Raw genomic sequence first — 14,243 nt, 5'->3', positions numbered from 1 at the left:
CGGCTGGTAACAGCCGCACCAGACCTAAGACTCATCAGTGAACGGCAGCTTCCTGAGCCGTTCCCCTACGGTCGCGTTCCGCTGCTCCGCTTGGCGGAGCCGCGTGAGTTCGCGGTTGCGCCGTTCCCCGAGGACTGCGCCTATGTAGTCTTCGGGGATGGTGCCGGCCGGCGGGGGTGGTGCGACGTATCTTGCGAGTTCTGAAGCGAGGGAGGCCGCCATGTTGACGCGTGAGGCTGGTGCCATGAGGTAGGCCTGCTGCACGAAGGTTCCGGCGCGGCGGGCGGTGGCATCCGGTACCCTGCCGATGTCTGCCATCGCGACCCATGCTTGGAGATGGTGCGGCGCTACGGGCATGATCCGTGGCGTTGAGGGTACGCGTTGCCGGAGGGAGTAGGTTCCTGCAACGATGTCACCGAGGCGCTTGGATTTGTCGTTGAACAGTGCCACACCGATTGCGAGACCGCCGAAGGTCAAGTAGATCTCCAGGAATCCGAGGAGCCCGCGGATGAGGGCGTGCCGGAAGCGGATGGACCCGCCGTCGTCGCGCACTATGCGTAGTCCTGTGGCGAGCTTCCCCAGGGATCGCCCGCGTGTGAGGGTCTCGACAGTCACAGGGACGATGACCACGGAGAAGATGACGCTGCTGAGGACGAGCGCCTGAATGGCGGCGTCGTCGAGATCCCGGGAGGCCGACGTGATCAGGATGATCAGGAGTATCGCGAGGATGATGTGGGAGATGACGTCCAGGATGAGCCCCAGTGCACGCGCGGCGAAGGACGCCGGGCGAAGCTCGAGGACCACTGCCTCGCCTGTGATGATTGAACTCATGCCCGCCCCCGTGGTTCGCCAACGCAGCGGGCGCCCGGAGCGCCCGCACCATCGAGTCTAGCGGCGGGCTGACTCCTTGGTGGATACAGGCGCTAGGGTGGTGGCGTGGACATCGATGCCTTCTCGGCCGTACATGGGGACAAATGGTCGCGGCTTCATTTCCTGGCGCATAAGCGCAGGCTCACGGGTGCCGAGGCGGACGAACTTCTGCGCCTGTATCAAACGGTGTCAGGGCACCTGTCCTTGATCCGTTCTGTGGCACCGGAGACGGGGTTGTCGGCTTCCTTGTCGGCAGCACTGGCCCAGGCACGGACGAGGTTCACTGGGGCCCGCTCGAATTTCATGGAGGACCTGGCACGGTTTTTCGTCATTTCCCTTCCTGCGGCCTTCTACCGGATCCGGTGGTTGACTGTGTGGTGCGGGCTGGGCTTTGTCCTGGTGGCAGGGGCTTACGCCTTGTGGATTGGCACGTCACCGGAGGCGCTGAGGGCTGTCGCGTCCAGTGATGCCAAAGTGCAGCAGTACGTGGAGGAAGACTTCATCGACTACTACTCCGAGAATCCTGCGGCCTCATTCGCCGGCGCCGTGTGGACGAACAACGCCTGGATCTCCGCGCAAGCAGTGGCCTTTGGCATTACCGGATTCTGGGTGCCGTTCATCTTGTTCATGAACGCGCAGGGGTTGGGTATCGCGGCGGGACTCTTCCTGGCAACAGGGAAGATGGACATTTTCTTCAGCTACATCCTTCCGCACGGCCTCATGGAACTCACTGCCGTCTTCATTGCGTGTGCTGCAGGGCTGAAGATTTTCTGGGCCATGGTGCGTCCTGGCCCGAGGACGCGGCTTCAGGCTGTGGCTGATGAAGGCCGTTCCCTCATTACTATTGCCCTCGGGTTGGTGCTGGTTTTGCTGATCTCCGGCATTGTGGAGGGTTTCGTGACACCGAGCCCGCTGCCTGTATGGGCCAAGATCGCCATTGGTGCGCTGGTTTTGGCCGGTTACTGGGTCTACACCTTGGTGCTCGGTAGGAAGGCAGTCCGAGCAGGCGTCACAGGAGATATGGACGCCAACGACGCCGGTTACCGCAGCATTGCAGCATAGACCTTACAGTTACGTTTCAATCTGGTCGCAGCCGGGGTGGCACCGCGTGTCTCTGTAATGCCGGGCGGTAGGCTCGAATGCAGACAAGAGAGCCGGCAGCAAGCAATCGCCGGTGGATGCCTACGGAAGTGAACCCGCTGTGAGCGACAAGAGCCCAAAACCACAAGAACCGGACACGGACGTCCACGAGGACCCCAACGAACCGGCCTTCGACTGGATGAAGCCCAAAACGTCCAGTGGGGCTTCCGCGGCCACTCCTGCAGCGAAGACCGGACCCACACCTATGGACGCAAAGTCGTCCGTGAGTCCCACTACTGCGACGCCCGCCAACGGCCAGCCTGAGAGCCGCGCGGACCGGAAGGCTGCTGAGGCCGCCGACAACGGGGCTGAGCCGCCGTTGTTCGCTGACACCCTGGCGGACGCTTCCACCGCCAAGCAGCCGTCGCACTATTCGGAACCTTTGCCGACGTCGGCCCTTCAGGTCCGTCCGCCGGACGACGAAGTGGCGCGACGAAACGCCGAACGCGAGCAAGCCGCAAAGGTAAAGCCGATGGGCCCGCGGATTTTCCAAGTGCTGTTGGCTGTTTTCTACCCGGTGATCCTCTTGGTGCTCGCCGTCCGGGCAGTGACCAGCCCGCTGTTCCTGTGGGTGGAGTACAACCGTCCGGGTTTCCCCGGCGACGGCTACGGTTTCAGCACTGACGACCGCATGACGTACGGTTCCTACGCCGTTGACTACCTCAGCAACTGGGCCGGTCCGCGCTACCTTGGGGGCCTGGTCAACCAGGACGGCGCAAAGCTCTTTACCGACAGCGAAGTCTCGCACATGGCCGACGTGAAGCTGGTCATTCTGTCCTCCTTCGGAGCCGGGCTTTTGCTCATCATCCTGAGCATCATCGGCATCCTGTATCTGCGTAAGCGAAGCACCGGCGGGATCCGCCGCGGCCTCTTTGCCGGATCGATCGTCACGCTGGTCATCATCATTGCCCTCGCTGTTTTGGCAGCCCTGAGCTGGCAGCAGTTCTTCACCGAGTTCCACCGGCTCTTCTTCGCCAACGGAACGTGGACATTCTCGCTGGAGGACACCCTGATCCGGCTCTTCCCGGGACAGTTCTGGATCGACGCGGGCATTGTCATCGGCGCCTTGGTGTTCCTGGCTGCGACGGTGACGTTCATCCTCACCTGGCCTACGAAGCGGCGCCGTGGCGTGGGCTCCACCTCATCGGCCGACGAAGCCGGGGACCCTGACGAGGCAACTGCCGATGCCGATGATGCCGACAACCTGAGCAAGGAACCGACGGGCATTACCCGCTAGAAGGCGCTTCCGAGCCCTGTCCGGCATGCCGGGTGAGGACACCGATAAGGCGCTCAGGGCTGTCCGTGCTGGCAATAATCGTCGTGCCGTTTTTCATCTCGATATTGATCTCGGGACCGCCGACGAGGTACCCGACCATGCCGGGCCCCATGTATCGGAATCCGTAACCACTGGGACCGGCCGCGTTGTCCGTGGTCAACATCGCGATTTCATCCCTGGGTAATGTCCGTTTGAAGATGTCGCAGAAGGCGATCACGACGTTCTGCGAGTCGACCTTGACGGTGACGGTCATGAACGCGATGAATGAACCAGCTGCGGTGATGACCAGCGGTGCGAAGAGCACTTCCGGTGTGTTCTTCAGGACGATCAGCACGAACAGCACCGGGCCCAGCGCAACCATTGTGAAACCCGCAACTCGAGGTACCAAGGTAGCCCGGACACGCGAGTAGTAGAGCGTCGGTGTTGGTATGCCTGATGGTGTAGCCATGAGTTCCCCTTTGAACGTTTGGTTCGTGAGGAAACGCTACGGGGATAACAACGGCACCTAGGGAGAAATTGGCCTAACTAGGTGGTGAATTTGGCCGAATTAGGTGCTGAATCTGTTGCACTAGGTGGTAATTCGAGGCTTCCTAGGTGGAGCCCTACTTCTCGTAGATCTTTTCCACAGCCGCCGAAAAGTCGCTGAGCACCGCGGCCCGCTTCAGCTTGAGCGACGGCGTCAGGTGTCCTGACTCCACGCTGAGTTCGGCCGTGATGAACGCAAACTTCTTGATCGACTCAGCAGCTGAGACGAGCTTGTTGGCCTGGTCCACTGCCGATTGAACGGCCGACCTGACGCGGTCATCTCCAGCGGCTTCGTCGGGTGTCATTGCGCCCACTTTGTTCTCGGCGCACCACTCCGCAAGCCCTTCGGGGTCCAGGCCGATCAGTGCGGCGACGAAGGGCCGCCCATCGCCCACAACCACTGCATGGCCCACCAAGGGGTGTTCGCGCAGCTTTTCCTCCAAGGGAGCCGGGGCTACATTCTTCCCAGCGGCCGTGACCAGGAGGTCCTTCTTCCGGCCGGTGATGGTCAGGAAGCCGTCGGCGTCGAGTTCGCCCAGGTCTCCGGTACGGAAGAAACCGTCAACGAAGGCAGCCCGGTTGGCCTCTTCATTATTGTGATAGCCCTTGAAGACACCGATTCCCTTGACCAGCACCTCGCCATCCTGAGCAACCCGGATGGTGGTTCCGGGGAGGGGAATGCCAACAGTGCCGATGCGGGACATGCTGGGCGTATTGACGGTGCAGGGCGCCGTGGTTTCCGTCAGGCCATAGCCCTCCAGCACCGGAACGCCTGCGCCGTGGAAGAAGTGGTTATCCCGGAGGCTGAGGGGACTGGCGCCGGACACCGTGTAGCCCACGTCGCCGCCGAAGACCTCCCTCACCTTGGGATAGAGGAGCTTGTTGAACATGGAGTGCTTCAGGCCCAGAAGCCAGCCCGGACCGGTCCCCTCGCCACGTGCGGCGAGGTCCACCGCCGTCGAATATTCCACTGCGGTGGCGGAAGCGGCCGAGAAGAGCGCGGACTTGCCGCTCATGGCCGCTTTGTGGTTGGCGCCGGCGTAGACCTTCTCGAAAATGCGGGGCACGGCGAGCAGGAAAGTGGGCTTGAAGGACCCAAGGTCCGCCATGAGTCCGCTGGCGCCTGCACTGTGTCCCAGCGTGATGCCGGCCGTGAGGCAAACAACCTGGACCGCCCTGGCGAGGACGTGCGCCAGCGGCAGGAACATCAGCGTCCGTGCGCCTTGCTGCATGAGTAGCTCGGGAAGAAACGGGATGACGTTTCGCGCCACGAGGACAAAGTTGCCGTGGGTGATTTCGCAGCCCTTGGGCTTACCGGTTGTTCCGGAGGTGTACACGATGGAGGCGACGCTGGCCAGGTTCGCTGCGCTGCGCTGACGTTCCAGTTCGGCGTCCATGATGCCGATTCCGACGGCGGAGACGCTGGTCAGGTTGGGTGCGTCGCCGTCGTGCTCCATCCGGACGATGGTCACGGGGTCCTCGCCCAGGACAGACGACTGCTCAACCAGGGCATGGACCTGATCTGCTTTGGCGGCGTCCTCCACAAAGATGCGCCGGGCTCCGGAATCCGTGAGGATCCATTCGATCTGGCTTGCCGACGACGTCTCATAAATGGGCACGGTAACTCCGCCGGCCATCCAGATGGCGAAATCCACCAGGGTCCACTCAAAACTTGAGCGGGAAAGCACAGCCACGGGATCGCCCGGGTTCAGCCCGCCCGCGATCAGTCCTTTGGCCAAAGCCGTGACGTCGGCAAGGAACCTCGCCGCGGAAACGTTCAGCCAACCATTCGCCGTCTTGTGCGCGTACAGGTTACCGAAGGGATCCTTGTGGCAGCGTTCCAGGAGGAGGTCCGTCACGTTGGTGTTCGGGTCCGCCTCGACCAGGAGCTCCGTGCTTGCTTCCCTCACTGTTTGCCTCCTAGATCCACGATGGCATCCACATTCTCATCCGCCACTCCTGGTAGCTGATCACTTCCGCCGTGAGCACCGGATAGAAGAAGGCTGTTGCCAACACTGCCAACACCAGGACCAGAGCCACTATGTACAGTCCGGATCGTCGCCGCCAGACGGGGTCGCCGCTGCGTCCCAACACCAACCCCAACACATACGTCAGGCCCAAAACCAGGAATGGTTCGAAAGACACCGCATAGAAGATGAACATGGTGCGTTCCGGGTACATGAACCACGGAAGATAGCCGGCGGCCACTCCGGCGAGGATGGCGCCGGCGCGCCAGTCGCGACGTCCGGCCCACCAGAACAGCAGGATGGCCAGGGCGATGGTTCCACCCCACCACACCACGGGATTTCCTACCGGCAAGATGGCAGAGGAACACGTCTCAACAACGCAGCCCGGGGTCCCCTGTTTGGGGGTCTGGTAGAAGAAGGAGGTGGGGCGGCCCATGATGAGCCACGTCCACGGGCTGGACTCGTACGGATGATCGGAGCTGAGGCCCTGATGAAATTTGTAGGCCTCTAGGTGGTAGTGCGCCAGGGAGCGCACCGAGTTAGGCAGCCAATCCAGTCCGGGTGCCGGGTTGGCGGCAGCCCATTGCCGGTAGTAGGCGTCCTTCGAGAGGAACCAACCCGTCCAGCTGGCCACGTAGGTGACGGCGGCAATCGGAATGATGGTCACGAAGGCGGGGATGCCGTCCTTGATGATGCCGGCGCTGAACCAGCTCCGGATGCCTGCGATACGCCGGGCGCTCAGGTCCCACAGCACGGTCATCAGCCCGAAAGCGGCCACAAAGAACAGTGCCGACCATTTAGTCCCCACGGCCAGGCCAAGGCAAAGACCTGCAACCAGACGCCACCACCGCATGCCAAGCCACGGTCCGGCTACCAGTTGGGAGGGCTTGGGACGGCCTCCCGGCGAAGCAGCCGCTTGCGCGGCGAGCCGGGAAGCCAAACGACGGCGGCCGTCGTCGCGGTCCATTAACAGGGCGCCGAAAGCGGCCAGGATCCAGAGCGCCAGGAAGACGTCCAGCAACGACGTACGGGAGAGCACCAGATGGTGGCCGTCGATGGCCAGCAGGAGTCCGGCAACGGCGCCGAGGGTGTGTGAGCGGAACAGCTTCAGTGCAATGAGCGAGACGAGGAAGACCGTCAGTGTGCCGGCCAAAGCCGCGCTGAACCGCCAGCCAAAGGGATTGTCCCCGCCGAACAGCCACATTCCGAAGGCAATCATCCACTTGCCGACGGGTGGGTGGACTACGTACTCAGGAGTGTTGAGGAGAATATCGGGGTTGCCGGAATTGAAGGAATCGTTGGCGTTGGCAGGCCAACTGCGTTCGTAGCCGCTCACCACATAGGAGTAAGCATCCTTGACGTAATACGTTTCGTCGAAAACCAGGCTGGGTGGGTCATCCAGTCGGAAGAATCGGAGAATGCCGCCCAGGATCGCTGTGATGGCGGGGATGAGCCAGAACCATAGGCGCAAGGAAACAGGGTAATCCCGCCAGCTTTGGACACCACCGATCAGACGTTCCTTCAATGCCTGGGCAGTGTAGGCCTCGGACGGTCGGGCGATCCAACGGTGCCCCTCCAACCCGCGGCCGGGCAACGGACCAACGGTGCTGTCACTCAGGTGCGCCGCCCGCCGGGGCTGTGGCTCACTTACGGGTTTCGGCGTATCCGGCTGATCGCTGCTTCCCTCCACAGCTGAGTCTCCGGGTTCCGGGGTCGCCGGGGACGCCGCCGGGGATCCGGAAGCGGTGACAGGAACGGGCGACTGGTTCACCCGCCCATGCTACCTTTCCATCCTTGCTGCATCCTTGAACCCCGCGCGGCATTAGGCTTGGCAGGTGGACGAACAACGCAGCACCCCGGACGAGGCTCCCTTTAACGACGATCTGGAGGAGGCCGCTTCTGCTTCCGGCGCAACTCACGGGGTGGGCAGGATTGTGCTTGCGGCAACACCCATCGGCAACGTGGGCGATGCTTCCGCGCGTTTGATTGAGCTCCTGGGCACCTCAGACATTGTGGCTGCAGAGGACACCAGGCGATTGCACCGGCTGGTGACGGCGCTCGGCGTTGAAGTCACTGGTCGGGTCATCAGCTACCACGAGCACAATGAAGTAGCCAAGACCGGTGAGCTCCTGGACCACGTGCGCGCCGGCAAGACCATCCTGATGGTCAGCGACGCCGGAATGCCGGCGGTTTCGGACCCTGGATTCCGTCTGGTGGAGGGCGCGGTTGCCGCCGGACTGACGGTCACGGCCGTTCCCGGCCCCTCTGCGGTGCTGACGGCCTTGGCGCTGTCCGGCTTGCCCACCGACCGCTTCTGCTTTGAAGGATTCCTGCCGCGAAAGTCGGGGGACAGGAACTCACGTCTGGCCGACCTCGCCGACGAACGCCGCACGATGGTCTTCTTTGAGGCCCCGCACAGGCTTGAGGTCATGTTGCGGGCACTCCATGAGCGCTTCGGGGCCGATCGCCGCGTCGCCGTGTGCCGTGAGCTGACCAAGACCTACGAAGAAGTCATTCGCGGCACGTTGCGTGAATTGCTGGAGTGGGCAGAGAACAACGAGGTCCGCGGCGAAATCGCGGTTGTGGTGGGCGGTGCGCCTGAACAGGAACCCGGCAAGCCGGAGGACCACGTGGCCGCGGTGAACGAACTCATTTCCCAGGGCATCCGGTTGAAGGAGGCCGTGGCCGCAGTGGCCGACGACGCCCGTGTCAGCAAGCGGGAGCTCTATTCGGCGGTACTGGCGGCACGCTGACGCGTGCTGTGCAGCTGCACAAAATGGCGACCATGCGGCAGTGCGTGAAGGCGTAGACACTGCTTCTCACGGGGCAGTACCGTGGCAGTAATTCAAGCCACTTCCGGCAACGAACCCCAGTGGTGCAATTCTCCAAAGCACCCAAGACGAAGGAGTCGCCATGACTGTCACGGTTGAACGCGAAAGCGAACTGCTGGCTTCCGTCCCTACCGGCCTGCTGATCAACGGTCAGTGGCGCCCGGCCGGATCCGGAAAAACCTTTGATGTTGAGGACCCGGCAACGGGCAAGGTCCTGCTCAGCATCTCCGACGCCGGTGCTGAGGACGGCGCTGCCGCACTCGACGCCGCCGCTGCCGCCCAGGCTGATTGGGCCCGCACCGCACCGCGCGAACGCGGCGAAATCCTGCGCCGTGCGTTCGAACTTGTCACCGAGCGTGCCGAAGACTTCGCACTGCTGATGACCCTGGAAATGGGCAAGCCCCTGGCCGAAGCCCGCGGTGAAGTCACCTACGGTGCCGAGTTCCTGCGCTGGTTCTCCGAGGAAGCCGTCCGCGTGTCCGGCCGCTATTCCGCAGCACCGGATGGCAAGAACCGCCTCCTCGTGCAGAAGAAGCCGGTGGGTCCCTGCCTGCTGATCACCCCGTGGAACTTCCCGCTGGCCATGGCCACCCGTAAGGTAGCCCCCGCCGTCGCCGCTGGTTGCACCATGGTGCTCAAGCCCGCAAACCTGACCCCGCTGACCAGCCTCCTGTTCGCCCAGGTCATGCAGGAAGCCGGCCTGCCCGCCGGTGTCCTCAACGTCATCCAGACCTCCACTGCGGGCGCCGTCACCGGCCCGCTGATCAAGGACGACCGTCTCCGCAAGATCTCCTTCACCGGCTCCACCCCGGTGGGCCAGGCGCTGATCCGCGAAGCCGCGGACAAGGTCCTGCGCACCTCCATGGAACTGGGTGGCAACGCCCCGTTCGTGGTCTTCGAAGACGCCGACCTGGACAAGGCTGTTGAAGGTGCCATCGCAGCCAAGATGCGCAACATGGGCGAGGCCTGCACCGCAGCGAACCGCTTCATTGTGCACGAGTCCATCGCTGATTCCTTCGCGGAGAAGTTCGCCGCCAAGATCGGTGCACTGACCACTGCCCGTGGCACCGAGCCGGAGTCCAAGGTTGGCCCGCTGATCGACGGCAAGGCCCGCGATGGCGTGCACGCACTGGTTTCCGAAGCCGTAGCGGGAGGTGCCACAGCAGTCACAGGTGGTGCCGCCGTCGACGGTCCCGGCTACTTCTACCAGCCCACCGTGCTGAAAAACGTCGCAGCTGACGCCCGTATCCTCCAGGAGGAGATCTTCGGGCCCGTTGCGCCGATCATCACCTTCTCCACCGAAGACGACGCCGTTCGCCTGGCCAACAACACCGAGTACGGCCTGGTTGCCTACGTCTTCACCAAGGACCTCAACCGCGGGCTTCGCATCAGCGAAAAGATCGAAACCGGCATGCTCGGCCTCAACGCCGGTGTGATCTCCAACGCCGCTGCCCCCTTCGGTGGCGTCAAGCAGTCCGGCCTGGGCCGCGAAGGCGGCTCCGAAGGCATCGAAGAGTACCTCTACACCCAGTACGTAGGTATCGCGGACCCGTACGCCGACTAGGCTGCACAGGATCCGGTCCGCCGCTCTCGCAACAAGAACGGCTGACACATGCAAAGGGCCCGGCCCCGGAATCACAAGTTCCGGCGTCGGGCCCTTTGCTGTCTGTGCGCTGAGCTAGCGGCGCTGGGGGAGCAGGCCCCTGAGCCTGCGCCACCACCGGACAATCGCCCACCCTGTGGCTTTGGCGAGCCTTCCCACCGCCCGGAACGGTGCGCCGAGCGCATGGACCCAACGCTGCATCATCGACGGCGGCAGCCAGTCAGCGCGGAAGCGCACCAACCAGCGGGCGTTGTTTCGCAACGCCTCACGGACGACGGCGATGCGGCCGGCCGCTGCCGGCGCTGCCGCCGCCGGGCGACCGTAGCGTTGCCGTTCGAAGTCCGAGGTGAGGGATGCGACTGCTGTATGTGCGGCGTCGTCGAGTCCTCCCGTATCACCCAGTGCGGTGCTGGAACGCAGCCGGGCGGAGAAATGCCTGGGCGTTTCGCTGGGCGTTGAAGGCACACCGTAATCGGTGGCCAGGTCCTGCAATTCCGCCCATGCGAGTTCAGGGGCGGGATCCTTATAGCCCGGGACGTCGGCATCATCCGGAGGCTTTCGGTTCAGTCGACGCCGCCGGAGGACCGTCCGGCTCAGCCTCGGTGACCATAGGAATCCAGCAAGCAGCAGTACCCCGGCCGCTGCCGCGCCGATCGTGGGAAGCGGGTTAGCGGTGGCCGACCCTCCGGCGGGAGTCTCCACTCCGGGTATCGGTATCGGCGCTGGCGCCGGCGGTGCAGGGGTAGTGAGGACGTCCTTCTCATCCGCGTTGGTGCTGAGGTTCCCGGGTACTGAACTTTCCATCGCGTACTCGGGAGGGACGCCACGGGACGGTGTCGGCTCGAAGGGGACCCAGCCCAGGCCCTCGAAGTACAGCTCGGGCCACGCATGGGCATCCCGGGCGTCAACCTCGTACTCAGGGAAGGAACCCTGGCCCACCAGCGCCACCGACTCGCCCGTCAGGCGGCCCGGTGCGTAGCCCACGGCGATCCTGCTGGGGATGCCTTCAGCCCGCGCCATGACCGCCATGGCGGAGGAGAAATGAACGCAGTAACCGCTCTTCACGGCGAGGAAATCAGCCAGGACCGAGAGTCCGTTGCCGTCATAACCGTTCTGCACGGGAGCTTGGAGGGAGTAAGTGAATTCTCCGGAACGCAGGTACTTTTGGATGGCCAGCGCCTTGCCGTAGTTGCTGCCGGCAGAGGCCGTGACGGAGTCGGCGGTTTGCCGCACGATGTCCGGAAGGTTGCCCGGAACCCGGAGGAAGTCCTCTGAAATGCCCTGCGGGAGGGCAGAGGCCTGGGACAGGGACTGTGCCGTGATCTTGGGGGCTGCGGAAAAAACGACGTACCGCTGCGCGCGTGTGGTGGTCTCCGTGCTCATGATGCTCAACGTCGCTGGATCCCAGGTCCAGCGCCCGTTCAGGCCGTTCACGGAGGCCGGAGCAAACGGAGCAGGGAGGTAAGGGCTGGTGAACAGGCCCGCATTGACGGAAGTCACGGCGTTGACCACCTCGCCTTGCACGGCGTACCCCGTCTCGATCCTGTCGGCCCCAACACGGCGCTCGGCGGCACGATCATCGGGCGCCCAGGTTTCGCCGTCGAAGTGGTCGATGGTAACGGACCTGAGGTACAGGGGACCGCTGGCGCTGGTTGCATAGGTGATGCGACCCGAACCGGTGGGGCTCCGGAGGCTGTTGCCCAAGGTGATCATGGGGTTGAGGCCATTGGACGTTCCCCACGGGCTCAGCCGTGAACCCTGCGGAAAGGTTCCGGTCTCGAACCCGGGAATGGCCAGGGGGACAGTCATGGTCAGAGCCAGTGCCAGCCCTCCGGTGACCACCGAGCGCTTGAACTGGCCGGCGCCACGTCCAGAACCGGACTGGAGCCTGGCATCAGGGGCGAACCAGTGGCTGCAACCGAGGATGAGCAGGTAGCCCACTGCCGCGCCGATGAATCCAGCCACTCCCACGCTCTGGGGTTTGATGGTGGCCGGGACCACCATAACCGCCAGGAGTCCAATGCCGCTGGCCGCAGGCATGGACAGGGGAACGGCCAGGGCATCGATCAGGATCACCAGGAGCCCAAGGCAGGCGCACATGACAAAGACGATCCCGGCGTTGGGGGCCACAGGTGCACTCTCGGACACCACCGTCTCGGCGGCACGTTTAATATGGCGTCCGACGGCGGCGAAGGTTCCGGTAGTGGGGATGAATCCCGCCAGACTTTCCTGGCGGCAGAAGATGAAGCTGAGCACACCGGCGAGTGAAGCAAAAGAGGCCAAAGTGGCAATCAGCGGCTGGGCACGGATTGCCCGGAGGACAGCCAACGTCAGCGCAACCACTACCACCGTGGTGACCAGCGGCATGAACCAGGCCCAGCCCCTGAGGACACCGTTCAGGGACAGTCCGGCGCCAAGTATAGCTACCACCACTGAACCTGCCATGGCCCACGGATACGGCCCAGGGCCCGGGACATGGGGCCGAGGAGTCCTACCGGATGCAGGGGTGCCGGCCGGTTTGGTAGGGACGCCGGGGGAGTTGCGGTGGGACGTAGCGGTCATCGTGGCACCGCCGCTCCACGCCGGACATCCATGGCGGCGTCCGCGGCAGCTACGATGCCGCCCTCATCGAAGGATGACCAGGCAGCCGTCAACTGGGTCTTTGACGTGACAGCGGCCGCCCTCCAACCTGCGAGGCGCAAAATCTCCAGTACTTCCTCGTTGTTCCGTGACGCATCGGTCATCACCAAGGCGAACGCGTTGGCGCCGTAGCCGGCCGCCGGGGCAAGTGACCTTGCCTCGGTGAGCGACAGGTTGCCCACCAGGGCAAGCAGGGGACCGCGCAAGCGATGCGCCGAGAGCTTGTCCATCAGGCGGTCATTGAAAGGAAGGTCGGCACTTTCCGTGCCCGCCGGACCGATGTGTTCTGCGCCGTGCCTGTGTTCTGCAGTGTGCTTGAGTTCGGCATTGTGATCGGTCCGGTGGTGCTCCACCCTGACGTGCCTGGGTCCGCTCAGTTCCACGGCCGCCAGGCCTTCGGCGATGGCCTGAAGGCCGCCCGTGCCGGCAAACTCCTCCGCATCCGGGTCCGGCGCCGAGCGCGAACGGAGGAAAGCCGGGCTGCCAAAGGAGTCAAGGAGCCGCAACGAATAGTTCCGTTCCGCCAAATGCGCCGTGATGGACATCGCGGCCGTGACAACCCACTCAAAGTTGGTGCTGGTGACCAGGTCCGAATCTTCGTCGTGGCTCCCGAAGACGGACCCGGTTCCGGCGGCAAAAGCGGTGAATCTCTGGTCAAGAATGAGGGTGGCTTCCGGTGTGGTCACGGACTCCTCCTGGCGCACCATGAGCTGGCCGTGGCGGGCAGTCGCCGCCCAGTGAACGCGGCGCATGGGATCACCGTGCCGATACTCGCGGGTCATGATGTCATCGTCGCTCGGGTTGGCGCGGATGCGGGTCGCAGTGACGCCATCGTTGCCGCGCGCACCGGCAAGGCCTGTGACGGGAAGTTCGACGGCGGCCGGCGTCACGGTGAGGATATCGCCGTCGTCAATTGCATGCCGCCGCAGCGACAAGCCGAACGGGTCACTGAACTCGGCAGTCACCGGACCAATCCGGAACTGCCCACGCTTGCCGGAGCGCAGGTGATACTCATAGCGGCTGGTCCCTCCGGATGCTGACCGGGCGGGAAAACGGAAAGCGGGCGGCTCGCCGAAACGGGGAGGCAACTGCTCCTCCATGATGACGTGCCCCGTGGAATACGAAGACCGGGCAACGGCCAGGCGAACTGTGGTGGTGCTGGAGGTCTCCACCGTGGACGGGTTGAACTCCCTGTACACCTGGAATTTTGGTTTGAGCACCCGGACGCCGGCAAGCGCCACCAGCGGCAGGACAATCAAGAGAACGGACAGCGTCAGGAGATCACGCCTGCCCATGACGTAGGCGCACCCCAGAGCAAGCGCCCCGGCAGCCAAGAGTCCCCAGCCACGGTTGGTGAATAAATGCTTGGGAAGCCGATCCATGAGCGCCAT

The 14,243-nt window shown here is 63.7% G+C and carries 10 protein-coding genes; 4 read left to right on the top strand and 6 right to left on the bottom strand.

What is annotated here, in order from left to right:
- Positions 1-24 precede the first annotated feature (24 nt).
- Complete coding sequence (locus AC1RJY_RS00885) at positions 25-831, bottom strand: RDD family protein (RefSeq protein WP_011774049.1); 807 nt, start codon at positions 829-831, stop codon at positions 25-27.
- A gap of 105 nt (positions 832-936) precedes the next feature.
- Here AC1RJY_RS00885 and AC1RJY_RS00880 point away from each other — a divergent pair, with 105 nt between their 5' ends.
- Both AC1RJY_RS00880 and AC1RJY_RS00875 read left to right on the top strand, forming a co-directional pair.
- A complete protein-coding gene (locus tag AC1RJY_RS00880) occupies positions 937-1,932 on the top strand; it encodes a stage II sporulation protein M (protein WP_498600954.1) in 996 nt (331 codons plus the stop codon).
- 139 nt (positions 1,933-2,071) lie between these two features.
- The gene (locus AC1RJY_RS00875) at positions 2,072-3,247 is read left to right on the top strand and encodes a TIGR01906 family membrane protein (RefSeq protein ID WP_498600952.1); all 1,176 of its coding nucleotides are present in this window, start codon (positions 2,072-2,074) and stop codon (positions 3,245-3,247) included.
- On the opposite strand, the gene AC1RJY_RS00870 is transcribed toward AC1RJY_RS00875, so the two are convergent.
- The 3 genes from AC1RJY_RS00870 to AC1RJY_RS00860 form a co-directional block, all read right to left on the bottom strand.
- Positions 3,237-3,734: a hypothetical protein gene (locus AC1RJY_RS00870; protein ID WP_498600950.1), complete on the bottom strand. Its 498-nt coding sequence runs from the start codon at positions 3,732-3,734 to the stop codon at positions 3,237-3,239. The genes AC1RJY_RS00875 and AC1RJY_RS00870 overlap by 11 nt on opposite strands.
- Before the next feature lie 154 nt (positions 3,735-3,888).
- Entirely contained in the window at positions 3,889-5,721 is a 1,833-nt protein-coding gene (locus AC1RJY_RS00865; protein WP_498600949.1) for an AMP-dependent synthetase/ligase, read from the bottom strand.
- Between the two features lie 10 nt (positions 5,722-5,731).
- Positions 5,732-7,549 (bottom strand): dolichyl-phosphate-mannose--protein mannosyltransferase, encoded by a 1,818-nt coding sequence (locus AC1RJY_RS00860; protein WP_498600947.1) that lies wholly within the window; start codon positions 7,547-7,549, stop codon positions 5,732-5,734.
- 112 nt (positions 7,550-7,661) lie between these two features.
- Here AC1RJY_RS00860 and rsmI point away from each other — a divergent pair, with 112 nt between their 5' ends.
- Together rsmI and AC1RJY_RS00850 are read left to right on the top strand one after the other, a co-directional pair.
- A complete protein-coding gene (rsmI, locus tag AC1RJY_RS00855) occupies positions 7,662-8,531 on the top strand; it encodes a 16S rRNA (cytidine(1402)-2'-O)-methyltransferase (protein ID WP_498601241.1) in 870 nt (289 codons plus the stop codon).
- Between the two features lie 160 nt (positions 8,532-8,691).
- Positions 8,692-10,173: an NAD-dependent succinate-semialdehyde dehydrogenase gene (locus AC1RJY_RS00850; RefSeq protein WP_011774060.1), complete on the top strand. Its 1,482-nt coding sequence runs from the start codon at positions 8,692-8,694 to the stop codon at positions 10,171-10,173.
- Between the two features lie 114 nt (positions 10,174-10,287).
- Here the strand turns inward: AC1RJY_RS00850 and AC1RJY_RS00845 are convergent, their stop codons facing one another.
- Together AC1RJY_RS00845 and AC1RJY_RS00840 are read right to left on the bottom strand one after the other, a co-directional pair.
- A complete protein-coding gene (locus AC1RJY_RS00845; protein WP_498600945.1) occupies positions 10,288-12,774 on the bottom strand; it encodes a transglutaminase TgpA family protein in 2,487 nt (828 codons plus the stop codon).
- Positions 12,771-14,243: a DUF58 domain-containing protein gene (locus AC1RJY_RS00840; RefSeq protein WP_014921131.1), complete on the bottom strand. Its 1,473-nt coding sequence runs from the start codon at positions 14,241-14,243 to the stop codon at positions 12,771-12,773. Before AC1RJY_RS00840 ends, AC1RJY_RS00845 begins: the two co-directional genes overlap by 4 nt.

It is taken from the genome of Arthrobacter sp. GW822-FHT05G07, assembly GCF_058799755.1.
This window is presented reverse-complemented; position numbering and strand designations above follow the sequence as displayed.